Genomic DNA, 23,702 nt, shown 5'->3' on the forward strand with positions numbered 1-23,702 from the left:
GCACGCAATATGAAAGTAGATCTGTATAACAACAGAGAAGGAATTTCATTATGACGTCAGCATCCATCCATCAATTCAAACATTGGCTTAAGTTTCATCCTAACTCTCGAATTCGGAATGTGTTTTTCATTTTAAAAAATATCAGAAGCGCAGAGCTGCCAACCCCTCAAGTCCTTAATCGCTGCCTATATCAAGTGCACAAGCTTGTGGTGAATTTGGTTTCTGGTTTTACACGGTTCTTCTACTGGACGCCGGCTTTCAAAGGTCGTGTGGCCCAATGTGGCAAACGCTTGTACCTGTATGGTGGTCTTCCTTTTGTCAGTGGCCCGCTACAAATTACGATTGGCGACAACTGCCGCATCTCGGGACACACGACATTTTCAGGCTGTACACAACCTCTCGACGGCTTAGAGCATCCATTACTGTCGATTGGTAACAATGTCGACATCGGTTGGCAATCGACTATTGCCGTTGGAGGTAAAGTCGTTATCTCCGATAATGTACGCATCGCAGGGGGCGCTTTCCTATTTGGTTATTCTGGACACCCGCTTGACGCAAAACGCAGAGCGGCAGGTGAAGGCGATGACCCTCAGCAAATCGGTGACATCATTCTTGAGCAAGATGTTTGGTTAGGCACCAACGTCACGGTTAAAGGCGGGGTAACCATCGGCGAAGGCGCCGTGATTGCCGCAGGCAGCGTTGTAACCAAAAACATAGCACCGTTTTCTATTGCAGCGGGTAATCCGGCTCGAGTGGTGGGTCACATCAAATCCGTGGAAGTCACAGAGTCGGATGTATTTGATTCATTGGAAACTCATGGAGGTGACCATGCGTGATTTGATCGTATTTGGTGAAGACTTCGGTGGGCTTCCCTCTTCAACCCAACACTTAGTGCGTCACCTTGCTAAAAAACATAAAGTACTTTGGGTCAATTCCATTGGCCTTAGACAACCACGATTGAGTGTTAAAGATGCGGCTCGTGCGTTCAATAAGTTGTTTGGCAAAACCAAAGCCGTCACTCAAAACCTGCTCGACTCTGACGGGCTCGACAACATTACCATCGTTAACTTGAAGACCATTCCTGCGCCCGCTTCTAAATTATCTCGCAAACTGGCTCAGCAAATGATGTTACGTCAATTAAAACCGGTTATAGCGGAACTAAATCTCAATGCGCCTATTCTCTGGACTTCCCTTCCGACCGCTGCTGATTTATGCGGACACTTAGGTGAATCCTCAGTGGTTTATTACTGTGGCGATGATTTCAGCGCTTTAGCTGGGGTTGATCATGACACGGTAGCGCAACACGAGTCTGAGTTGATCGATAAAGCGACGCTCATATTCGCGGCTAGTAACAAGCTGATGGATAAATTTCCAAAGCATAAAGCACACTTACTGCCACACGGTGTTGACGTAAACCTATTTTCGACACCGACACCAAGAGCAAAAGATTTACCCAGTCACCATCGCCCTATTGCTGGTTTTTATGGCAGCCTTTCTCAATGGCTTGATTATGAAATGATTGATCACGTTGCGAATGCGATGCCGGAATGGGATTTTGTTTTTATTGGCCCAAACGAGCTTGATACATTCATGCTGCCTAAGTTGAGTAACGTCCATTACCTTGGCCCTCGTCCACATCACTCATTGCCAAGCTATTCTCAACACTGGGATGTCAGTCTATTGCCATTTGTTGATAACGAACAGATCCGAGCGTGTAGTCCGCTCAAGCTAATGGAATACCTTGCGGCAGGCACACCCATTATTACAACGCCTTTTCCGGCTTTGGCTCCCTATCAAAAGCACGTCACGACTGTCAGCAGTGCAAACCAAATGATTTGGGCGCTTAACCATGCGCGCCAACTGAGCAATTCATCGATTTCTGTCGTCGAACAAGACAGCTGGCAGAACCGTGGTAACTTCGTGCATTGGATGTTGGAATTATTATGAATAATCTGAAATTGCGGTTACTAGTCATCATCAATGCGATGTGGCGTCAACGCTACGTTATCGCTCTACCAATGCTTATTTTGCCATTTGTAGGCTTTGGTGTGAGCAAGTTGGCGCCGACTAAATATGACGCGCATACCAGTATGTTGATCCAAGAAACGGCGAAAATGAACCCTTTCTTGGAAGACATCGCTGTTTCAACCATGCTAAAAGATAGGATCAGTGCGCTTCGTACACTGCTTCATAGCCGTCATGTGCTTTATTCAGTCGCTGATGAGCTGCAATTAACTATACCTGATATGCCCGAGGTTAAGAAGCAAGAGATCATCACCGACTTGTCTGAGCGTTTATCGGTGACTCAACTCGGAAAAGACTTTCTAAAAATTAGCTTAACGTCCAACACGCCAACAGGAATGGAAGCCACGCTTCGCTCAGTGAGTGAACATTTCATTGAACAGTTGCTCGCGCCGGAACGTTCGTCGATTGCAGACTCAAGCGACTTCTTGAAAATTCATATCGACAAGCGGAGGGCAGAACTAGAAGAAGCGGAAGAAGCGTTAGCTTTGTACATGAACGAAAACATGCAGTCGACACCTGAAGTTCAAAGTCAAAGTTTAAATCGCTTAGCTTCACTTAAGCAAACACTGGCGGAAAAAGAAGCCGAGTTATCTGGTGTCGAAAAAAGCTTAGGGTCAATCGATCAACAACTTTCAAAAACCAATCCAGTCATTGGCCGATTAGAAGACCAGATCATCGATATCCGCAGTGAACTCACCCTACTTCAAGCCAAATACACAAACAAACACAGTGCTGTACAAGCTAGAGTTCGAGAACTAGACAGACTCGAAAATGAGAGAAAGAGTTTGCTTGAGGTAACCCAGCCAACGATGAACAGCGACCAACTTTGGGATATTGCAAGTAGCACAACATTGAACAAACTTTCAGATACTCAACCTCTTTTAGTCACTCAACTGCACAGCTTACAACTGGTTCGTGCACGCTTTGAGTCTTTAAGTGAAGAGACAAAAAGCCTTCGTACTATGATTTTCGAATTGGAAAACAAAGCAAACAACTTTGGTGAAAATGCAAAAGAGATGTTCCGCCTTAAACGTCAAGTTGAAATCAAACGTCAGCTATCCGATGAGCTGACCGAGCGTTATGAAATGGCTCAACTAACGGGATCGCTTGGTGTATTCGAACAAAACAAGCGAGTTAAAATTATTGATTTACCCTTTACACCGAGTATCAAATCAAACATGCCGACTGTCGTCTTTATTCTTGCCGGTTTGGTCGCTGGGGTTGGTTTAGGCATAGGTTTAGCGGTGTTATTGGAATTGTTCGACTCTTCAATCAAACGCAAAGACGAAATCGAAGATATCTTAGGCGTACCCGTGATTACCGTCATTCCAAAAATGAGCTAATCCGATTTCATTTTTAACCAAGACACCAGCCTAGTGCTGGTGTTTTACTCTGAAGCAGCGTCTTTCGGCGTGTGTCCAATGAAAGCGACGCTTTAGCGGCTTAATTTCCCCCATCATTTCTATTTGACTCCCATTTTGAGAATGTCCCCAAGAGAACGTTTAAAAATCCATAAATTACTGATAAGTAACACTTAATTAGTTGGCATAACTCGTGCAAACATGTGACTAGAAGAAAAAAGTAAAACAACGACGAGCGTTTTATCTCAGGGAGAACATGATGGAAAACCAACTCACAACACATAGAAAAAAGGTCATACATGTTGTTCAGCATCTTGCACCCGGCGGTCTAGAGACACTCACCTTAGACTTACTTCGTCTTGCTAAACCTAGCGATCAAGTATTGATCGTGAGCTTAGAGGGAACAAAGCAACAGGCGATTAAAAACTGGCCTAGGCTAGAACCTTTCCAAAACCAAATTGTGTTTTTGAATAAAGCTCCTGGCGTACAATTCAATATCATTCTCAAATTGATCAAAGCGTTTCAGGGGGTTCAACCGGATGTGGTTCATACCCATCATATTGGTCCGCTGCTCTACGCTGGCTATGCCGCTCGCGTAACGGGGGTGCCAACTCGAATCCATACCGAACATGACGCTTGGCATCTCAACAACAGCAAACGTCGTCGCTTACAAGCGCTTGCTCTAAAGGCTGCTCAACCCACGTTAGTTGCCGATGCGACTCGAGTTTACAATCAACTGCGTTGTGCTTTTTCATACAAAAACATCATTACCATCAAAAATGGCGTGGATTGTGAAAAATTTCAGCCAATGTCGAAAGACCATGCGAGAGCAAATCTAAACCTGCCGACAGACAAACACATCATCGGTTGTGCAGGCCGACTCGAGCATGTGAAGGGCCAAGACCAACTCATTAAAGCACTGACTCTGCTACCTGAAAACATGGTTGTCGCATTGGCTGGCAGCGGTAGCAAACGCAATCAACTCGAACAATTGACTCGCCGCTTGCATTTGAGTGACCGAGTCATCTTTCTTGGCCTCGTTGAAGACATGACCACGTTTTACGGAGCGTTAGATACCTTCTGCCTACCTTCGCGCCACGAAGGGTTACCTCTTTCAACACTTGAAGCTCAAGCGTGCAATATTCCAACCGTCGCGATGGACGTTGGTGCTGTCGATGAAACCTTATGCCCAGTCAGTGGAACACTCGTCAAAAACGGCAGTATCACCGGGTTGGCTAGCGCCTTGCTAGAAAAACAACATCAAGACTCTTCCTCTCCTCGTACTTACGTGCTGGAAAACTTCGATATTGTAAAAATGGTTGCCTCATACAACGACATTTCTGAAGGAGCGTACGTATGATCGATTGGATACTTGCTGGTCTCTGTTTATTGTCGGGCGCTTTGATTGTTTATCATCACGCAGCGTACCCTTTATTGTTACGTTGGTATGCAAAACGCCACCCAACGAGTACCGTGCGCGAAAGCGCTCGTTGCTATAAAGCCGAACAACAAGATTGCACCCTACCCACTATCTCTATCCTTGTCCCTGCGTTTAACGAAGAGCAATGGATTGCTGACAAGATACGCAACCTCTCGGCTCTGAATTACCCAAAGAAAAAACTGCATGTCATTTTGGCCTGTGACGGTTGCACCGACAACACAGTAGAGATCGCTCAAATGACCATTCAAGAAGCTATCTGTAGCGATATTCACTTTGAGATACACGATTATGCGCAAAATAGGGGCAAGGTTGCCGTGCTCAATGACGAAATGGCCCGTATCTCTAGCGATGTTACGGCACTTAGTGATGTTTCAGCCCTGATTTCATTAGATGCACTGTTAATTGCAGCCGCTCACTTTGAAAGAGACACGGTAGGTGTTGTCAATGCCGCTTATCAACTCTGCCCAACAGGAAACGAGGGAGAAAATACCTATTGGCAATATCAAACAGCAGTAAAGCAGTGTGAAGCGTCATTGGGTTCCAGTTTAGGTTCTCACGGTGCGTTCTATCTGTTCAGAACAGCACTGTTTACCCCACTGCCCCTGAACACCATCAATGATGACTTCATTTTACCCATGCAGATCGTCAAACAAGGTTACATCGCTGAATACGAAACACAGATGGTGGCGTTAGAACTTGAGGCGTCAAACCTAAAAAGCGATTTCAAACGCCGCTTAAGAATTTCTGCTGGCAACATGCAGCAAGCGATTCGACTATTTGGGCTATTCAACCCTAAATTTAAAGGCATCGCTTTTGCTTTCTTCTCAGGAAAAGGCTTAAGGCTGTTAACCCCCTACTTAATGATTGTGTGTCTTGTTTGTTCCATTCTTTTGAAAGAACACTTAGCGTTCGAGATCTTGCTTTGGACACAAGTTGCGGTTTATAGCATAGCCGTGTGTGGTTGCATCATGCCTCAATACCTAATCAATAAGCCTATTTCGTTAATCTCCTATTTAATCATTGGTCATTATGCCAACTTCATTGGTGGCATACGTTACCTACTGGGATTTGAAAACATCCCTTGGACTCGCTCGAATCGTTAAGGACTCACCATCATGAACATTAACCAAACTTCAAATCAAAACTTATACCAAAGCAAGATCTCCCGCGCGAAACGCACGTTCGATGTTGTCTGCTCTCTATTGGCGATTGTGATCTTGTCTCCGGTGTTTCCATTTATCGCGCTGGCCATCGCATTAACGTCTCGTGGCCCGATCCTCTATCGCCAACTTCGCGTTGGAAAATCAACGCCGGACAAGATGGAGATCTTCGAAATCATGAAGTTCCGCAGTATGTATGAAGACGCTGAAGCGCGTTCTGGTGCGGTGTGGGCGACGAAAAATGATCCACGAATCACACCGGTTGGTCGCTTTTTGCGAAAAACACGACTTGATGAACTCCCACAACTGTTCAATGTACTAAAAGGTGACATGTCTTTGATCGGCCCTCGCCCTGAGCGCCCAACGTTTTACAGCAAATTAGAAAATGAAATTCCTTACTTTGCTGACCGCACCTATGGGGTTATGCCTGGTATTACAGGGCTTGCACAAGTGAATCAAGGTTACGACACCTGTATTGATGATGTACGTCGTAAAGTCGGTTTCGACCACAGTTATGCATTAAGCCTTTGCTCTATGAAATCATGGATTACCGCGGACCTAAGCATTATAACCAAAACGATTGCGGTCATGGTCGATGGGCGTGGACGCTAATGTAAGATCACGTCGCCGATGGAACGAAACCGAGATCGCTTTGCAGTCAAGTCAGGGTAAAGCGTTAAAGCGCTAGCGTGCATCTTGGTGATACTTCGAACATTCACTCGCATGGCCAATAAAAAATACCGCCGATATTTTCGGCGGTATTTCAGTAAGCGTTGAGAGCGTTCGTTATTGACGAGCGATAAACCAATCCGCAACCTTTGACATCAAAAAGTAGAACGGAATAAATAACAGTAGGTATAACCCTAAATCCATCAAGAATGACAACGCTTGTAAATCAGGGAAACGACTTTCTAACGTTTGCTTCATCAAAGTCGCAAACACAACGGTTATAAATATCACCACATAACGGGAAAGCTGATTACGTTGTTTCGGTTGTACTGGTTCGCGCACCGTATGTTCTCCTGGATAGCTCACGATTAAGTATGAGTTGGTTATCGGTTTTTATCCTATCACCAAAAACACAAAAACCTGCAATGTATGCGCACATAAATTGCAGGTTTATTAAGATTTTCAAATCACTCGCAGTATTACGCCACTTCGAACGCGAGTGCTTTCTTCTCTACCTGACGGAAGATCAGCGTCAGTAAACCATTAACCGCTAGGTAGAATGCACCGGCAATCCCGAACACGGTCAGTGTGTCGTAAGTTTGGCCGTTAATCCGTTGAGCATAGCCCATCAGATCCATGATGGTGATGGTACTGGCCAGTGACGTACCTTTAAACACGAGAATCACTTCGTTCGAATAAGCGGGAACTGCACGACGCAGCGCATAAGGCAATAACACTTTCAGCGTGGCGACTTTGTCCATACCCAGCGCGCGGCAGGCTTCCCATTGTCCGGATGGAATCGCGTTGAATGCGCCCTTGAATAACAGCGTACTGTATGCAGCGGTATTCAGTGCTAAGGCTAACATTGCACAGAACCAAGGTTGGCTTAACCAAGCCCATAGAAAGCTTTCACGAATCCAATCAAATTGACCAGGACCGTAATACACCAAGAAGATCTGCACCAATAACGGTGTGCCAGTGAATAAGGTGATGATGCCACGGGTCAACCAATGTATCGCGGGCAGTCTTAATATCAGAGTGACCGTCATCAACAAAGACAAGATACAACCGACAATGAGAGATGCTCCGGTCAGTTGAAGACTGGTCGCTAAACCGTCAAGCATTTGAGAGAGATATTGTTGATTCATGCCATCGCCCCTTTATTACCCAAACCTTGAATTGAGAACTTACCGTCAATCACTTTAACCAATTTTTGGGTAATTAACGTGATGACTAAGTAGATAGCGGCGGCTGTTGCGTACCATGTAAACGCCTCATGGGTGGCTGCCGATGTTAATTGCGCTTGTTTCAATAGATCGGTTACACCAATCAGTGAAACCAGTGCCGTATCTTTAAGTAGCACTAACCATTGATTGGTCAAACCGGGTAGCGCGTGTCTTACGGCTTGCGGCAATACAATTCTGAAAAAAGCGTACGATTGAGGAATACCTAAAGCCGTCGCGGCTTCTCTCTGCCCTCTACTTACGGCTTTTAATGCACCACGAATGGTTTGCGAAGCGTAAGAAGCGAAAATAAGAGATAAGGCAATAACACCCGATATGAACGGGCTGACTTCAACAAAGTCCCCCGTGAGCATAAACAGTACTTGTGTCGAGCCAAAGTAGATAAACAATACAACCAAAATTTCGGGTAGCCCACGAACGATAGTCACGAACATGGTCGTCGGCCATTTGATCGCAATGTGGCGAGACATTTCACCACCCGCAAATAGGACAGCTAACACCAATCCAACCAATAGACTAACGAACGCAAGCTGAACGGTCATCCAGCTTGCTTCGACGAGTCCTAAAGAGTAACCCGTTAACTGCATATTACTTACCAAAGTACTTATTGAAGATCTTATCGTATTCGCCGTTTGCTTTTACCGTCGCAAGCGCAGTATTCAACTGTTTCACTAACTCTGGGTTACTCTTATTGACAGCAATACCGAACCCGTTACCAAAGTATTCTGGATTGGTGATTTGCTTGCCAACGTACGTTAGATTGTCTTGCTTCTTGAACCATTCCGCCACAACAGCAGTATCACCGAATACCGCATCGATACGACCATTTTTCATATCAATAAAGGCATCTTGGTAGCTTGAGTAAGGCACTGCCGTTACGCCCTTCATTTGTTCAATTATGTAACTTTGGTGAGTCGAACCGTTCTGTACACCAACGCGCTTACCGTTAAGTGACGCTTGGTCTGCAACTTTACCTTCGATTGAGATGAAAGCGGCAGCATTGTCGTAATAAGCGTTCGAAAAGCTCACTTGTTGAAGACGCGCGTTAGTGATATCAATTCCCGAGATGGCCGCATCGTAACGCTTAAATTTCAGCGCAGGGATCAAGCTATCGAATGCTTGATTGTGGAAAGTACAAGTCACTTTCATCTCTTCACATAGCGCGCTTGCTAAATCAACGTCAAAACCTTGGATTTGATTGTTCTCGTCCATGAACTCAAATGGTGCGTAAGTCGCTTCCATTGCAAATTTAATTTCTTCTTGAGCCGCCGCGTTCGCTGACATCAATCCAATAAGTGAAGCTAGTAGAATCTTTTTCATTTTGTTACTCCGAATACAGTGTGATAGCGGCCTGTGGCCATTCTTATAATTTGGTTGTTTTAATCGATGTTGTGTTTAACTAAATCTAGTGAGTCAGATACTCAGCAAACTCAGGTGTCTTAGGATTAACGAATGAATCGCGGGTGCCGTGTTCAACGATGTACCCTTTCTCTAGGTACAGAACGTGGCTAGCAATCTTCTTCGCGAAATCCACTTCGTGCGTCACAACCACTTGAGTGATACCCGTACCGCTCAAATCTTTAATGATGCTAACAACTTGATTGGTGATCTCAGGATCAAGCGCCGCTGTTGGCTCATCAAACAACAACACATCCGGTTTCATCATTAATGCACGCGCAATAGCAACACGCTGTTGTTGTCCGCCAGACAGTTGAAGTGGCCAAGCGTCTGCTTTGTCGGCAAGTTGAAGAGTCTTAAGTACGTCTTGAGCTTGCTTAATCGCTTCTTGCTTATCCAAACCCGCTACTTTTGTTGGGGCTTCAATCAAGTTTTCCATCACCGTCATATGTGGCCATAAGTTGTATTGCTGGAACACCATGCCAACTTTGCGACGGAGTTTAAGACCCTGCTTCTCTTTAATTGGGCTTGAAAAATCGAATTGCTCGTTCGCAATATCCAATTCACCGTTATCCGCAATTTCCAATAGGTTCAAAACACGCAGCAGTGAACTCTTGCCTGCACCACTAGGACCAAGCAACACCAAGGTTTCGCCACTCTCACAGTTAAAACTGATGTCGTGAAGAACTTGGGTATCACCGTATGATTTATTGATGCTCTTTACTTGAATACTCATGCCACAATACTGCATTAATTGTCATTTGTTGGTTATTCTATTCAAGTTGAAAGTTTATGCAAGATAAATGTATAAAAAACTAATTTGTTGAATTTATGTAATAAATATTGCACAAAAAACAGCCGCAATAACTGGTCTTACATCAAAAATTGCAAGTCACTGATAAAAAAGAGCTATAGACAACAAGCAAACGTTTACCTATGAATTCACACATTAAAGACACATTGACCAACGCCCAATTTATGCACTAGCAAACGCTCATCCATATGCATAAAAAGGAAGTGACTCGCCAATTTAAAGCACCAACTTAACACGCTGAGAGTGCGTAATTTCTCTTTTGAACGTTTGGGATCTATTCCATTAGTATTAAAAGCGATTTTGTATATTGAACTTCCTATAGAGCGTCACGCTGCAATTAATGCATCAATGTATTGTTATTCGTAAAGATTGCTTCGCGTCAACGATGCTTGTTCAGCGATTACTGATGAGAGTAACGGTGCCTTCCAAAAGCAAGCATCCAAAACCAATAGTAAACCACCAATAGCTGTTAATTAGTTTCCATAAAAAGCAAACGGGCCGACTTGATTCAGTAGTGTTAATGATTATAGTTATCATTAACACTACTGAATATGGAATCTTGAATAATGAAATTAACGCCACTTATTTTGACGACAACATCCCTTGCACTATTTTCAGGTGCTGTGCTTGCTCAAGAATACCCTGTTGGTCAACCTGTGATTAAGAATGGAATGGAAATACAAGGAGTCTATCTCCAATCTATCACGATGGATTCCCAAGGCATGGAAAATGGACATAGTGTGTCATCTCAAGATTCTGATGTGCATTTAGAGGCCGATATTCACGCAGTAGAAGAAAACTCAAATGGTTTTGCTGAAGGAGCTTGGATGCCCTATCTCACGATAAAATATTCCATCAATAAACTGGGGGATGATACCACCGTACAAACAGGCGAATTCATGCCAATGGTGGCGAGTGACGGACCTCACTACGGTAAGAACATTAAACTCAATGGCCATGGTAAATATAAAGTTACTTTTACTATCTATCCGCCTTCCTATAACCAGAACGCACCGTTTGGGCGTCATATAGATAAAGAAACAGGTGTCGCACCATGGTTTAAACCATTTGACGTGTCTTGGGAGTTTAACTATGCCGGTGTCGGCCGAAAAGGCAGTTACTAAGATTATCTATTCTAGGGGATCTTATGGTTCCCTTTTCTATACTTAATACACTGATACTAAATATGAAAATAAACTCTCCATATCTACTTTTGCTTTTGTTTTTCTCTTTTTACGCGACATCAGCAGAAAAGTTCACCATCGATCTTGCAATAAACAATGGTGTATTTACGCCTCAAGTGCTGAACGTACCAACAAAAAAAATTATCCGTATTAAAGTGTCCAACATTGGCGATCAACCGGCTGAATTTGAAAGCACTCAGTTACGTAAAGAAAAAGTCTTAGCGCCCGGCGCAAAATCTGTTGTGGTTATTGCTCCATTAAGGGAAGGATCGTATGTGTTTTTTGATGACTTTCATCTCGACCTGCCGAAAGGAAAAATCATAGCAAGGGAGCATGAATAGCCATGGGGCAAGTGACCTTTGTTATTTGGCGCGAGAGTATCGAAGCGCTACTTCTTATCAGTATTATTTACGCTTGGCTCAAACAAGGCACAGACACCCACCATGGATTAAAATATTTATGGTTTGGTGTTGTTATTGGGTGTGCAACATCCGTGATGCTCGCATTACTCATTTACGGTGTGTTTAATGTTCTTAACGATACTGAGCAATCTATATTCATGATCGGAATGGAGATAGCAGCCTGCCTATTAATCGTTCAAATGGTTTATTGGATGAATGGACACAGTCAATCAATAAAATCTAACATAGAGTCAGGTTTAACAGCACAAATCGAAAAGCAAAGCTGGTGGGGTGTGACCTTCATCATTGCGATTGCAATTACACGAGAAGGCAGTGAAATCGTAGTTTTCTTATCCAGCTTCATCATGGCATTAAATAAGAATAATGCCGCCGAATTTTTCATGTCGGTATTCAGTGGTATTTCCATAGCTGTATTGACTATTTATTTGTTCTCACTATGTAATCGCTTCATTCCATGGCGCATTTTTTTCAACGTTACCGGCGTAATATTATTATTCCTAGCGGTTTCATTACTACTCAAAGGTATGGAAGAGAGCATTAACCTATTACTCGAAAATGACTATTCAATACCTGAGTTTCTATATTTCACCGCATGGGATACATCAGGGATCATTGATGACTCCAATTTATTCGGTAATTTACTGTTCTCGTTCTTTGGCTACCGTTCTCAGCCAATTTGGCTAAGTGTTATCACATTTATTGTTTTTTGGTTAACGATGGCATGGCTATTTTTACGTGGAGGTAGAAATGAACAACAGAGCTAAAACCCTCATTAAACTCAGTTGTATCGCCCTCTTTTTGACCTCAAGCTATTGCATCCAAGCTAAAGCACTCCGAGCACCGATACAAACAGGTAGCGACGTGATCGTTGCTAAAGGTGATATTCCAACGCCTGATAGATATAAACCTGCAACACATGCATTCATGACTTATACCGTGAATAATATTGATGCGATCATTTCTCTTTTAAAAAAAGTAAGAGTCTCGATTAACAACAATAATTTAATCGATGCGCAAAATGACTATGTAAAGGCCCATCAACATTATGAAATGATTCGTCCTATTGTTGGCTTATTTGGCCATACAGATCGTGTTATCAACGCACGTGCTGACTATTTTTTAAAAGGAGAACGTGATTACCGCTTTAAAGGCTTTCATCTCATTGAATATTTGCTTTTTAAAACGAAAGATACACCAGCCGCATTAGATGCGATTGATGAATTACTTATGCTTATCACCGATCTCAAACAACGAGTTGAGAAAGAGCACATTGAGATCCCGAAATTGGTCCAATCATCGGCCGATTACCTCGAGATGATCCTTGAGGTAAAACTTAACGGTCAAGAGAGTATATACAGCCACTCAGACCTCTCTGACATGGCAGCAAATATACTGGGTTCACAAACCATTATTGACGAAATTGAACCATTTATTTCACCACAAACATTGAAGCCTATTGTTAAAAATTACCAGAAAATCAATCAAATATTAAATCAATACGCAACAGAGCAAGGCCATTTTAGATCCTATGAAAAACTGGCGAGCTATGATAAGAAAAAGCTCTATTCATTATTATCAAATCAAGCTTATTTACTGGCAACGTTAAGATCCAACTTAAACCTCGATGTTTACTATAAATATGAGGCGGAAGCACTATGAACGATAAAAAAACACAATCAAAATATCAACTTTCTCGCCGTCATGTATTAAAAACACTTGCGGTTGGCGGCGCGGTCTTTTCACTTCCCACCTTGGCCGCAAAAACATCCAATTCATCTCATGATTATAGTAAAACCATTGATTATAGAGGGGATCATCAAACTGGTATTATTACCAAGGAACAGAAAAATGCGTCATTTATTGCCTTTGATGTAACGGCAGATACACTCGCCGAACTTGAACAAGTTTTAAAGATATTAACGGATCGCATTGCGTACTTAACCCAAGATCATGAGTTGTCAGCCACCCTAAATGACAAACTTCCTCCTCATGAATCAGGGATCTTAGGACAATCACTAAAACCTGATTCACTGACCATTACCGTCGCGCTCGGTAATACCTTGTTCAACGAACGCTTTGGACTTGGCCCTTTTAAGCCAAAGCACTTACAAGCGATGACCAGCTTTCCGAATGACCGGCTTGAACCAGCATGGTGTGGTGGCGATATCACACTCCAAATCTGTGCTGATAGTCCAGAAAGTGTTATTTATGCCGTCAGAGATATCATTCAACATACCAATAAATACCTTTCTCCACGTTGGAAAATGGATGGCTTTTTACCGTATCGAGATTTAGACAACAAATCGACAGCGATCAATTTATTCGGCTTTAAAGATGGCACAGGTAATGCCCCCGCTGATGATAAAAAGCAAATGGATGATTTAGTGTGGATCACAAACAAAGATTCCGAGCCATCATGGTGTACGGGAGGCACCTATCAAGCTATACGTTTAATCCGCTTTAATCTTGAATTTTGGGACAGAACGCCATTAGAAGATCAAGAAAACGATTTTGGTCGACACAAAGTGAGCGGTGCCCCGATCGGTATGAAGAATGAGCATGACTCACCGGAATTGACAAAAGACCCTCATGGAGATCGTGTTTTATTTAATTCACACATGCGTCGTGCTGAGCCTAGAAACCCTGAACGTCATACAGCCAAACTCCGTAGACGAAGCTATAGCTACTCATTGGGATTGACGGAAACAGGGGCGCTGGATATGGGGTTAATCTTTGTTTCTTTCCAAAAAAACCTTAAAACCGGCTTTATTGATACTCAAAAAAGACTCAATGGTGAACCATTAGAGCGATACATTAAACCGTTTGGCGGGGGATACTATTTTGTTTTACCGGGTATCAAAGCGACTCAAGCCTATTTAGCGAGCCATTTAATAGCGTTAGCTAAAAAATCGTAAAAAACGCAATTGCTCGCTCAAGGTTTCAATGCAACGGCTTCTAGTAAAAAATGGGGAAGAGCTTAAAGGCGTTTTAAATACGCCCGTTCTACTGGTACGAGCCGGTACCGTTCGCTTGAGTGTTTATGCCCAATTCACCTTGAGAGAAAAATACCGTTGAGTGATCGGTTCTCCCCTAACGGGAGCCGATCACATTGACAACATTTCGCACCTAAAACCAACCATGATTTCGACATCGAGTCACCGATTGTTGTTATCATTCTCGGCCTGCTTTAGCACACCTTTGTAAACATCATCGAGAGCACCATATCAAATGATCCATCGTTGAAACGTTTGCGCATTCGCCCCCCCTACCCCATGGGTAAGATAACCACCAACGTGAAGCAAATACAGCCGTACGGATTAGAAAACAACCAGACCAAGCTATTATTCTGACTTATGATTACAACAAACTTAGTTTTCATTAGTGATAAAAATAACAACACCTTCATATTGCACTATTTTGTTTTACATTTATTAGCATAATCAGAATAAACTCCCTTTGAAGTTTTCATGTGAAAAGTGATCAAATACTCCCGCCACGAAAACTGTGTCAAGATAACAAAAAACCCTACAACTAAAGTGAATCCATGAAATTTTTACATTTAGCCCGAATGGGCTTTGTCCTTCTGTCTGCTAGTCACGCTTCTTTGCTGCTAGCACAAACCTCTGACGGTTCATCGTGGTATCGAGATATCGCAATTTCTCCTAGCGGCAACCAAATTGCATTTACTTACAGCGGTCAAGTCTGGGTCGCTAACGCAAAAGGTGGTGACGCGATTCCGCTGACCAGTGAGACTGTTTATAGTTCTAATCCTGTGTGGTCTCCTGATGGGCAGTCCTTAGCATACGAATCTAATCAGTACGGTCCAGGTGATGTGTTTGTTTTGAATATGAACACTCATAACTCTCAACGCATAACGTTCCATGGTCGCAAAGATATCCCCTATGCCTTTAGCGCCGATGGGAGCCATGTCCTGTTCCGGTCTCGTCGAATCGGTAATGGCGAGAGCGAGTTAAATAACGGCTTTTTTGGTCGTTCATATCGACTCTACACGGTTCCGGCTAAGGGCGGCAGAGAACAGATCTTGCTAGAAAACTCAGTGAGCAGTTATTCAGTTTCTCATGATGGTAGTCAGGCTTTGTATACAGATTTGCCCTCTTATACTGAGCAACCATGGCGCAAAGGGTCTCAATCCGATGCCGCAAGAAATATCTGGAAGTATGACGCCAAAACTCACAAACACACACAACTGACGACATTTAGAGGTGAAGACCGAGACGCAGTTTGGTCTGAGGATGGCCAATCAATGTATTTCTTATCTGAACGTTCGGGTAGTTTTAACGTCTGGAAGCAATCTCTGACAGAACTTGAAAGTAAGCCGGTGGCTCTAACTCATCACCAAAAGTTACCCGTCAGGTTTTTATCGATCAGTAACCAAGGCGATATCGCTTACGGTTTTGACGGCGCCATTTGGCTAAAGAACAAAGGCGATAAAGCCGCGCATGAAGTGAACATCAAGATCCGTAAAGCACGAAGCGACAGCAGTACGAGAAACGTGAACTTGGCCAATGAAATTACTGAACTAGCAGTATCACCAACGGCTCCGGAAGTCGCGATTGTGGCACGAGGAGAGATCTTTGTTGTATCGACATTGACCGGTGACTCACGTCGATTGACGAATACACCTCAAGCAGAAAGAAACATTTCGTTTTCTAGTGATGGGACGACACTACTTTATGGCTCTGAGCGAAAAGGGAATTGGGATTTATTTTCAAGTCATATAAGCGACCACGATAAGAGCTTTCTCACCGCCAGTCAGATAACAGAACAACAACTTACGGACACGCCGGTTGATGAGACCCAACCTATGCTGTCGCACGACGACAAACGTATTGCATACAGAGAATCGAGAAATACCTTAAAAGTGATGACGATAGAAGGCGGCGCCACAACGACGCTTCTTAACAGCCACTCTATGTACTCCTATGACGATGACGATTGGAGTTATCAGTGGTCTCCAGACGACCAATATATCGTCTCTCGTGATGGTAGTCTCTTAAGTGCCACTAATATTGTCCTACTTGATAGCACAGGTGAGGACAAACCCATTACTTTGAGCTATAGCGGCTTTAAGCAGTTCTGGCCGAAGTTCTCCAATGATGGGAAAATTGTTTACTGGAGTTCAGACAAAGAAAGTTTGACAGAGTTAGACGGAAATACGGTTAATCGTGATGTATATGCCGTTACTCTGAATAAACAAACGGAAGTGAACCTGGGATTGTCACAAGATCAAGCTTGGTTATTGAAACATGACGAAAAGGGATCTAAAAAAGAAGAGACAACTACGGTCGATATCAATGATCTTCAAGACAGAATCCACCGTTTGACGCCTTATTCCATGACGATCATCGCGAGCTACCTCTCTTCAGATAACACTAAAATGGTCGTTGCTAATCAACGAGATAATACTATCGAATTTGTGCATATAAACCTTATCACAGGTGAGCACAAAGTGATGTTCACACGCTCTGCGAATGACATCCAAACAATGATTGTAACACCTGACAGTTCATCCTTAATGCTTGCTGGTCATGGACAGCTCGAGAAAATCAATCTGGCTAATGGTAACAGTGATGTCATTCATTTTAGGTTGGATGCCGAATATGACTTTGTAAAAGAAACACAATACATCTTTGACCATGTCTGGCGTCTTGCCAAGACTAAATTCTACGACAAGAACTTGCATGGTGTGGATTGGAATTGGTACAGAGACGCTTATGCAAAACACTTACAAAGCATACATAATTATCCCGATTTTGCTCAATTGTTAAGTGAGTTGGCTGGGGAGCTACATGCATCCCATACTGGTTCTATGTATAAGGGCCATCCAAGGAACTGGGAATCGCCAGCGTCACTTGGCATTATTTACGATGACAAATATCAAGGGAAAGGTGTAAGAGTTCGCAGCGTGTTACTTGGAGGCCCTGCAGATTTACCCAATCATACGATTAAAGCGGGCAGCATTATTTACTCGGTTGACGGTGTAGATATTCTACCCGGACACGATATCTATCCATTGCTTAATAACCGAGAAGGTAAGGTAACTCGACTGTCCGTTCTTACGCCCGGGAATAAAAAAACGAAATCAGTCGTCGTTAAGCCGATCTCGTTGTCTGACAGTGCAGCGCTTTCGTATAAACGTTGGGTGAAGGAGCGTGAACAACTGACCGATAAGTTGTCTAATGGGCGTCTAGGTTATATTCATATCAGCGAAATGGGTAACAACTCATACCGTCACCTTGTCAACAAGTTGTTTGGTCAATACCGAGATAAAGAAGCCGTCGTGATCGACGTCAGATACAACATCGGAGGAGACTTACACGATCAAGTGATGGATGTATTATCGGGTGTAAGACACAGTTCAACGGTATCGAGAGATGGCTATTCAGTCGGCGCTTTCCCACTTCGTCGTTGGGCAAAACCGAGTATTATGTTAGCAAATGCATCAAGTTACTCTGATGGTTCAATTGTGCCCTACTTTTATCAGAAAGAAGGGATCGGAAAATTGGTCGGGGAACGTGTGCCGGGAACGGGTACTTACGTGCTCAGAGAAACTCAGCAAGAACCATTGTTAAATTTCGGTGTGCCACAACTCGGTTTTAAAACCGATCAAGGTAAGTGGTTTGAGAACAATGAAGTCAATCCCGATATTTTGGTCTATAACTCACCTGACGATGTCGCTTCTAACCGAGATCACCAATTAAGTGTCGCTATTAAGGCGCTGTTGGCTAGTCTGAAATGATATAAAGCTCTTATCTAAGGCTCTTTTAGGAGCCTTATTTACTTTTCAATCTATTTATATCGAATTTGAATACACCAAAGGTGAAGAATGAACAAACTATCCTCAACTCCACGAGTAAAAATAAGCCATAGCCCAACTCCCTTAGAGTTTTTACCACGTATATCTGAAAAACTCGGGTGCCAGCTACACATAAAGCGCGATGATTGCACAGGGCTTGCGGGCGGAGGGAATAAAGCCCGTAAGCTAGAGTACCTTATCGCTGATGCACAGAAAAATGGCGCCGATACTTTGGTCACCGTAGGCGGTTTTCAGTCAAACCACGCTCGGCAAACAGCGGCTTGTGCTGCAAAATTTGGCTTTGGCTGTGAGTTGGTATTGGAAGATGTTAATGGCACACCAAAAGCAGATTATTACAACAACGGAAATATGCTCTTAGACAGAATCCTTGGGGCAAATATCCATTCAGTACCTGAAGGCGGTGATGCTAATGCGTTTGCCTTGCATTTGATGGAAGAGTTAAAAACACAAGGCCGCAAACCCTATTTTGTGCCTCTTGGGGGATCTAACGTCATTGGCAGCTTGGGTTATGTTCGCTGTGCTCAGGAAATATTGGCACAAATTAACCAGCAAGAATTACACATCGACCAAATAATTTTGGCGACGGGGAGCGCCGGAACCCAAGCCGGTCTACTCGCAGGGTTGATAGCTTCCGGCTCAGATATTCCTGTGTTAGGGATCACTGTAAGCCGTGCACAAGAAGAGCAGAACGCCCTAGTCGACCGATTACTCAGAGAGACGTTAGCTTATCTTGAATTAGATACGGACCTAGCCAACGGACGAGTGAGCACAAATAGTCAATATTACGGTTTGAGCTATGGGGTGGTCACTCCTGCGATGGTCGAAGCCGTTAATCTTTGCGCCCACCTAGAAGGGATATTACTCGACCCAGTCTACACTGGCAAAGCGATGGCAGGGTTAATTAATTTAGTAGAAAAAGGGGAAATAAAAGCCGGCAGTCATCCACTGTTTTTGCATACCGGAGGTAATCAAGGGCTATTTGGTTATAGAGAAGCTTTCGATTAAATAGACGCTGAAATCAGTCCCCCCCCCCTATTTAGGACGGCACAAGTTAATCTGCTCATTAACTTGTGCCTTTCTGGAAACGCTTCGCACTGAAACTTTATTGGCGACTCAACAGCTCGCAATCATCATTAATGAGATCATAAGGAATAACTCTTACTGACAGGGTCTCATTAAATCGAAATTCAGGTAAAGGTTCATTAAAGTGCTCGTATGCTGGATAGATAAGATAGACCACGCCTGAACCAGCTAAATAATTTTGACCATAAGCCAACATCTGATACATATCAGACTGGCTAATACCATACTTCTGTTTAGCCGTACCCAGCTTCTCGTTGATTCGCTTCCACTTAGTATCAGCTACGTAGAACGGCTCATGTGAGTTTGCATCGCTTACAACAAGATCAGGCTTGAGTTTGAACCATTCTTGAGGGTTTCCGCTAAGTGGTGTGTGAGTGACTAGCGAGTGAGTGTTGGCTTGAGTTTTCAATTGAAGAGTATGAGGCAGTGACTTCCCTAGTTGAATGGCAACATAACGCTCAAAGAGACTCTCCATTGGGAAAAGCATCGAAATACCATGATGTTGCCCAGAAAAGGACACTGGTGATTGGGTACTTAAAATCAGCTCGCACCAAGACTTCACCGCACGATAATGAATTAAAGATCGTTCATTGGACCATTGACGAAAATCTAATGCGTGGTTTCCTGAACAAGGGATAGCATCAAGCGCAAACTGCAACTCGCTTCCTAAACGTAAGTTGTCACTATTCTTTGACCACTTCATCACCTGCGCCAATGCTGAGCGTATTAGTCTATTTTCTGCTCTATCTGGTGAAAACTCATCGTAAGCAATGTGAAAACGGTTTAAGCAGCCCGGTCTTTGATTGATTTGCTTTGATGTCTGTAGCTGGCCTTTTAAGTACGCTCTACGAGCCTGAACTTTTGTGTAGTGACTTCGAATCCCTTTCTTAATGACACCAGAAACTTCAGTCAAAAAATAACCCATTAATATTTCAAATAACGGTTGGTTTAACGTTTGTAAGGAAGAGTTTTCAAAGCTATGCATGCTAAGTTTATGAACCGTGGAAAGCATCTTGAGAAGCACTTGCGTTGCGGTTTCCCTCTCTTCCTTGTCCACTATTTTAGGTAGAATTTCAATCCGAGTTCCGCAAGGGGTTTCCAATACCCCTATATAATTAATAACTTGCAATGCAATCGAGCGACCATGCTTTTTTACCTTGATAAGATCGACAGACTCTTGATTGTGACTCTGTCCATTAACCAGTAACCACTCAAACGCTTTACTCGGTAATGAGTGGCAATCAATACTCGACAGTTCGCCGCCATTGACTAATAAGCCAAATTCTCGAACAGTAATCACAGAGTCATGGTTTCGACTAAACATTAACAATAGATGCCGATATACGCTGCGGCAATGCCAAAAGCTTGGAGGTTTCTGACATAAGGCTGAACGCCCATTTGGTCCCAGTCATTTCCCATTAACTGAGCAACCTCGTTCGCGTCAAATTGATTAATGACAAAGCGCAAGCTCTCATCTGCTTTAAGGTGGTCACCCAGAACCATGGCCACTCGTTGCCAATCTTCAAAGAAATACTCTTCCAACAATGGAAGGATCTGCAATTCAAAAATTTCAGCCAGATGCTCGATCGACGGAGTATCTTTTAATGATAAAAAGAAGCTGTGTCCTATCGTATGTTCGCGGTCGTAGAGCAGCTCTATTCGCTTGTTAATGCCTCTAACCATCTGTTCAATATCGATACCATCAATGGGTGGGATGGTTGCAAGCAGATCATAGTTCGTCATCATTTCTACAAACTGAAAACGGCGACGCAATGCAATATCGAGCTGAGCTAATGACTTATCAGCCGTGTTCATCGTGCCAATGATGTGTAAGTTATCTGGAACCGAAAAAGCCTTTTTTGAATATGGAAGCTTCACCGACAGCGCCTCTTTACCACCCGCCCGCTTGCTTGGCTCAATCAAAGTGATTAACTCACCGAATATATTAGAAATGTTGCCGCGGTTGATTTCATCGATGATAAGAACTGACCGGTCAGAACAACCTTCTTCAACCACGTTCAATGAGCGTTCTGATGACTTCGCGCTTCTCTCGACAAGCTTTGGAAGCATGTCTCGATACAACGAATCAAACCCCGTGATTAAGTACGGCTCTAATCTATTTTCAAAGCCTTTTAACCAATATTTTTGTTCCGAATTCAACTCAAACTTGCCACAGGCGAATGCCGTACAAAATTCATCAATAACCTCTCTGGCTATTGGTAACCGATTGCCATTTTTCTTACGGAAAATGATCAATTCATCAGTGATACCTTCAACATCGAAACTTGCGAAACTCTCCCGACGAACAATAAAGTCACTGTAGTTCGATTTATGGGCTTTTTTACAGATACTCTTGAAGATACCGTCTTCAATTTCATAATTAACTTGATTATTTTCAGTCGTCGCTTTCAGCCCCTCTACAAAATCTTCATAGCTGAAACTCTGATGGAAAGTAACAAAACCAATTCGGTTACTGTTTACAAGTTCATCAAATCGCGTCTTAATGGCGACTCGATCATCGCTGTGTAAGTTGTAAAAATCAGGGTCAATGATCTCTAAAGCTTTATTAATCGTGTTATAGGTTTTGCCTGTACCAGGGGGGCCATAAAGGATCGTATTAAGTGGTTGAGGTTTATCATTACTCTTCACGTCATACTCCTGCGCTGTATCGTTGATCTCGTTGATGGACGATGGCTTAGGGTGTTTCCATTTTGAACGTAATGGCTCAACGTAATAGTCAAGCGCTTTAGTCCCAAATTCATCTTCAAATGATCGACGTAATTCAAACAAACTCGAATCAATATCTTTTGTATCGGTTCGATTATATTGAGCACTTGTCATGTCAGTTAAGGTCGTAAGAATCGTTTTTCTATCGGTGTTACCAAATATTCGCTCTTGAGTATCTGGAAACAATAAATACAGAAACATGTGCCGAAACTGCCTCGACCCATTTTCAGGAATGGCTTCTAACCATTGCGGAAGCTGAGTCGAATCACTTAACAGCGCCTTTCTGTCAGATTCGGGAACGGTTAATAGTGACTCAACCAAGCGAATAACATAAACAAGCTCACGCCAGCGCCCTGTGTTATATGCCGTACCCGCACTACCAACGCCAGTTAATGCAATATCTGAAAGGTACTTATCTTTAGCGGTAGGATCAAACTCAAGACCACTCCAAGCGAATACTCGCTCGATACTGGCTTTTTTAGAAGCGGGACCTATATTGCTTGGACATAGGAACATCAACCACAACATCTCTGCTGCAAGGATTTTTGCTTCTGCCGAGGAGCCTGCTAACTGAGTTTCTAGCTTTTGGAAGAAATCGCCTTCTCCCTCATCTAAATTTTCAACAAAATACTCCATGAGCTCACTACACGTTTGTAAATTCCAAACGTTGTTCTCAGTAAACAGTGATCGACCTTGAATCAGGCACGTTTCTTTAAAATCAGATACATTTGAAATTAAAATAGAAGAGTCTCTATCACCACAGTATCTAGCCATTGTCCGTTCCCACCCCTTAAATTCCGACTAAGCATTATGCCCTAAGCATAAAAATAGTAACATTAATTCTTATTAAATCAGCGATATAGATAATAACTCTCACTATACCACTGCAATTAATCCGCCGTTCAGTCGCGAACTATCAATGCTCATTAACGTGTACCTTTCTTATAATTCTCAGCCTGCTCTAGCACGCCTTTGTAAACATCATCGTTGGCAGCGACGGGTGGGAAGCCGTATTTGTGTAGCAGTAAGATTAAATCCACTTTCAATTTGGCTTTGATATCATCGCGCCCTGCGCAGTCGAGACGCTGATGAACTTTAAGAACACAAGGCTTAATACCACGTGTTTGTATTCAGATGACTCAACACTGTCACGCAGCTGATTAGCGGTATCCCAAAGGATCTCTTCAAAGCCTTTGGTCACTTTCTTAGCTTTTGAAGCGGGTTTAGCTTTTGAGGCGGGTTTCTTGTTAGCGGGTCCTTTTGCCATGTTGTTACTTACTCGAATAATGTGGGACTTGGCTCTGAACAGCAGAGCCAAAATTTTTTGCGTGGTATT

The 23,702-nt window shown here is 43.2% G+C and carries 20 protein-coding genes and 2 pseudogenes; 13 read left to right on the forward strand and 9 right to left on the reverse strand.

Translation table 11 applies throughout. The annotated features are described in order from the left end of the window. The first annotated feature begins 50 nt into the window (after positions 1-50). The 6 genes from OCU36_RS07015 to OCU36_RS07040 all read left to right on the forward strand — a co-directional run bounded on the left by OCU36_RS07015 (position 51) and on the right by OCU36_RS07040 (position 6,599). The gene (locus OCU36_RS07015) at positions 51-836 is read left to right on the forward strand and encodes an acyltransferase (RefSeq protein ID WP_261837358.1); all 786 of its coding nucleotides are present in this window, start codon (positions 51-53) and stop codon (positions 834-836) included. After that, positions 829-1,947, forward strand: a complete 1,119-nt coding sequence (locus tag OCU36_RS07020; RefSeq protein ID WP_261837359.1) for a glycosyltransferase — start codon at positions 829-831, stop codon at positions 1,945-1,947. Before OCU36_RS07015 ends, OCU36_RS07020 begins: the two co-directional genes overlap by 8 nt. Next, positions 1,944-3,368, forward strand: a complete 1,425-nt coding sequence (locus tag OCU36_RS07025) for a GumC family protein (protein WP_261837360.1) — start codon at positions 1,944-1,946, stop codon at positions 3,366-3,368. Before OCU36_RS07020 ends, OCU36_RS07025 begins: the two co-directional genes overlap by 4 nt. Before the next feature lie 277 nt (positions 3,369-3,645). Next, the gene (locus OCU36_RS07030; protein WP_261839704.1) at positions 3,646-4,746 is read left to right on the forward strand and encodes a glycosyltransferase; all 1,101 of its coding nucleotides are present in this window, start codon (positions 3,646-3,648) and stop codon (positions 4,744-4,746) included. Then, the gene (locus OCU36_RS07035; RefSeq protein ID WP_261837361.1) at positions 4,743-5,930 is read left to right on the forward strand and encodes a glycosyltransferase family 2 protein; all 1,188 of its coding nucleotides are present in this window, start codon (positions 4,743-4,745) and stop codon (positions 5,928-5,930) included. The genes OCU36_RS07030 and OCU36_RS07035 overlap by 4 nt, the downstream gene beginning before the upstream one ends. A gap of 9 nt (positions 5,931-5,939) precedes the next feature. Further along, positions 5,940-6,599 (forward strand): sugar transferase, encoded by a 660-nt coding sequence (locus OCU36_RS07040; RefSeq protein ID WP_261839705.1) that lies wholly within the window; start codon positions 5,940-5,942, stop codon positions 6,597-6,599. A gap of 174 nt (positions 6,600-6,773) precedes the next feature. Here OCU36_RS07040 and OCU36_RS07045 read toward each other — a convergent pair whose 3' ends face one another. The 5 genes from OCU36_RS07045 to artP all read right to left on the reverse strand — a co-directional run bounded on the left by OCU36_RS07045 (position 6,774) and on the right by artP (position 10,034). After that, on the reverse strand, positions 6,774-6,998 hold the full coding sequence (locus OCU36_RS07045) for a hypothetical protein (RefSeq protein WP_261837362.1): 225 nt from the start codon (positions 6,996-6,998) through the stop codon (positions 6,774-6,776). Between the two features lie 137 nt (positions 6,999-7,135). Then, a complete protein-coding gene (gene artM / locus OCU36_RS07050) occupies positions 7,136-7,804 on the reverse strand; it encodes an arginine ABC transporter permease ArtM (RefSeq protein WP_261837363.1) in 669 nt (222 codons plus the stop codon). Continuing rightward, entirely contained in the window at positions 7,801-8,487 is a 687-nt protein-coding gene (gene artQ, locus OCU36_RS07055) for an arginine ABC transporter permease ArtQ (RefSeq protein ID WP_261837364.1), read from the reverse strand. Before artQ ends, artM begins: the two co-directional genes overlap by 4 nt. Position 8,488: 1 nt before the next feature. Next, complete coding sequence (locus OCU36_RS07060; protein WP_261837365.1) at positions 8,489-9,220, reverse strand: arginine ABC transporter substrate-binding protein; 732 nt, start codon at positions 9,218-9,220, stop codon at positions 8,489-8,491. A gap of 85 nt (positions 9,221-9,305) precedes the next feature. After that, positions 9,306-10,034, reverse strand: a complete 729-nt coding sequence (gene artP, locus OCU36_RS07065) for an arginine ABC transporter ATP-binding protein ArtP (protein ID WP_290334871.1) — start codon at positions 10,032-10,034, stop codon at positions 9,306-9,308. A gap of 644 nt (positions 10,035-10,678) precedes the next feature. Here artP and OCU36_RS07070 point away from each other — a divergent pair. The 7 genes from OCU36_RS07070 to OCU36_RS07100 all read left to right on the forward strand — a co-directional run bounded on the left by OCU36_RS07070 (position 10,679) and on the right by OCU36_RS07100 (position 19,561). Continuing rightward, positions 10,679-11,236, forward strand: coding sequence for an iron transporter (locus OCU36_RS07070; RefSeq protein WP_261837367.1), 558 nt, complete (start codon positions 10,679-10,681; stop codon positions 11,234-11,236). A 62-nt stretch (positions 11,237-11,298) separates the two neighbouring features. Continuing rightward, a complete protein-coding gene (locus tag OCU36_RS07075) occupies positions 11,299-11,637 on the forward strand; it encodes a cupredoxin domain-containing protein (protein WP_261837368.1) in 339 nt (112 codons plus the stop codon). A 2-nt stretch (positions 11,638-11,639) separates the two neighbouring features. Next, positions 11,640-12,482, forward strand: a complete 843-nt coding sequence (locus OCU36_RS07080) for an FTR1 family iron permease (protein ID WP_261837369.1) — start codon at positions 11,640-11,642, stop codon at positions 12,480-12,482. Next, a complete protein-coding gene (locus OCU36_RS07085; RefSeq protein WP_261837370.1) occupies positions 12,466-13,377 on the forward strand; it encodes an EfeM/EfeO family lipoprotein in 912 nt (303 codons plus the stop codon). Before OCU36_RS07080 ends, OCU36_RS07085 begins: the two co-directional genes overlap by 17 nt. Next, on the forward strand, positions 13,374-14,633 hold the full coding sequence (efeB, locus tag OCU36_RS07090) for an iron uptake transporter deferrochelatase/peroxidase subunit (protein ID WP_261837371.1): 1,260 nt from the start codon (positions 13,374-13,376) through the stop codon (positions 14,631-14,633). The genes OCU36_RS07085 and efeB overlap by 4 nt, the downstream gene beginning before the upstream one ends. A gap of 629 nt (positions 14,634-15,262) precedes the next feature. Beyond that, the gene (locus OCU36_RS07095) at positions 15,263-18,478 is read left to right on the forward strand and encodes a S41 family peptidase (protein WP_261837372.1); all 3,216 of its coding nucleotides are present in this window, start codon (positions 15,263-15,265) and stop codon (positions 18,476-18,478) included. An 87-nt stretch (positions 18,479-18,565) separates the two neighbouring features. After that, entirely contained in the window at positions 18,566-19,561 is a 996-nt protein-coding gene (locus OCU36_RS07100; protein WP_261837373.1) for a D-cysteine desulfhydrase family protein, read from the forward strand. Positions 19,562-19,658: 97 nt separating this feature from the next. Here OCU36_RS07100 and OCU36_RS07105 read toward each other — a convergent pair whose 3' ends face one another. From OCU36_RS07105 to OCU36_RS07120, 4 genes and pseudogenes are all read right to left on the reverse strand, one after another. Then, positions 19,659-20,963 (reverse strand): McrC family protein, encoded by a 1,305-nt coding sequence (locus OCU36_RS07105; RefSeq protein WP_261837374.1) that lies wholly within the window; start codon positions 20,961-20,963, stop codon positions 19,659-19,661. Next, positions 20,963-23,140, reverse strand: coding sequence for an McrB family protein (locus OCU36_RS07110; protein WP_261837375.1), 2,178 nt, complete (start codon positions 23,138-23,140; stop codon positions 20,963-20,965). Before OCU36_RS07110 ends, OCU36_RS07105 begins: the two co-directional genes overlap by 1 nt. Positions 23,141-23,292: 152 nt before the next feature. Continuing rightward, positions 23,293-23,445: pseudogene (locus OCU36_RS07115) on the reverse strand (type I restriction enzyme endonuclease domain-containing protein); the annotation flags it as partial. 5 nt (positions 23,446-23,450) lie between these two features. Next, a pseudogene (locus OCU36_RS07120) lies at positions 23,451-23,633 on the reverse strand (type I restriction-modification system subunit M N-terminal domain-containing protein); the annotation flags it as partial. Between the last annotated feature and the right edge of the window lie 69 nt (positions 23,634-23,702).

The organism is Vibrio artabrorum, assembly GCF_024347295.1.
Lineage (GTDB): Bacteria > Pseudomonadota > Gammaproteobacteria > Enterobacterales > Vibrionaceae > Vibrio > Vibrio artabrorum.

Coding starts and splice junctions, on each gene's coding strand:
- artQ (WP_261837364.1), bottom strand. CDS start 8,487: ATGCAGTTAACGGGTTACTCTTTAGGACTCGTCGAAGCAAGCTGGATG.
- OCU36_RS07020 (WP_261837359.1), top strand. CDS start 829: ATGCGTGATTTGATCGTATTTGGTGAAGACTTCGGTGGGCTTCCCTCT.
- artM (WP_261837363.1), bottom strand. CDS start 7,804: ATGAATCAACAATATCTCTCTCAAATGCTTGACGGTTTAGCGACCAGT.
- OCU36_RS07015 (WP_261837358.1), top strand. CDS start 51: ATGACGTCAGCATCCATCCATCAATTCAAACATTGGCTTAAGTTTCAT.
- OCU36_RS07060 (WP_261837365.1), bottom strand. CDS start 9,220: ATGAAAAAGATTCTACTAGCTTCACTTATTGGATTGATGTCAGCGAAC.
- OCU36_RS07080 (WP_261837369.1), top strand. CDS start 11,640: ATGGGGCAAGTGACCTTTGTTATTTGGCGCGAGAGTATCGAAGCGCTA.
- OCU36_RS07025 (WP_261837360.1), top strand. CDS start 1,944: ATGAATAATCTGAAATTGCGGTTACTAGTCATCATCAATGCGATGTGG.
- efeB (WP_261837371.1), top strand. CDS start 13,374: ATGAACGATAAAAAAACACAATCAAAATATCAACTTTCTCGCCGTCAT.
- OCU36_RS07035 (WP_261837361.1), top strand. CDS start 4,743: ATGATCGATTGGATACTTGCTGGTCTCTGTTTATTGTCGGGCGCTTTG.
- OCU36_RS07075 (WP_261837368.1), top strand. CDS start 11,299: ATGAAAATAAACTCTCCATATCTACTTTTGCTTTTGTTTTTCTCTTTT.
- OCU36_RS07030 (WP_261839704.1), top strand. CDS start 3,646: ATGGAAAACCAACTCACAACACATAGAAAAAAGGTCATACATGTTGTT.
- OCU36_RS07100 (WP_261837373.1), top strand. CDS start 18,566: ATGAACAAACTATCCTCAACTCCACGAGTAAAAATAAGCCATAGCCCA.
- OCU36_RS07095 (WP_261837372.1), top strand. CDS start 15,263: ATGAAATTTTTACATTTAGCCCGAATGGGCTTTGTCCTTCTGTCTGCT.
- OCU36_RS07105 (WP_261837374.1), bottom strand. CDS start 20,963: ATGTTTAGTCGAAACCATGACTCTGTGATTACTGTTCGAGAATTTGGC.
- artP (WP_290334871.1), bottom strand. CDS start 10,034: ATGAGTATTCAAGTAAAGAGCATCAATAAATCATACGGTGATACCCAA.
- OCU36_RS07085 (WP_261837370.1), top strand. CDS start 12,466: ATGAACAACAGAGCTAAAACCCTCATTAAACTCAGTTGTATCGCCCTC.
- OCU36_RS07110 (WP_261837375.1), bottom strand. CDS start 23,140: ATGGCTAGATACTGTGGTGATAGAGACTCTTCTATTTTAATTTCAAAT.
- OCU36_RS07070 (WP_261837367.1), top strand. CDS start 10,679: ATGAAATTAACGCCACTTATTTTGACGACAACATCCCTTGCACTATTT.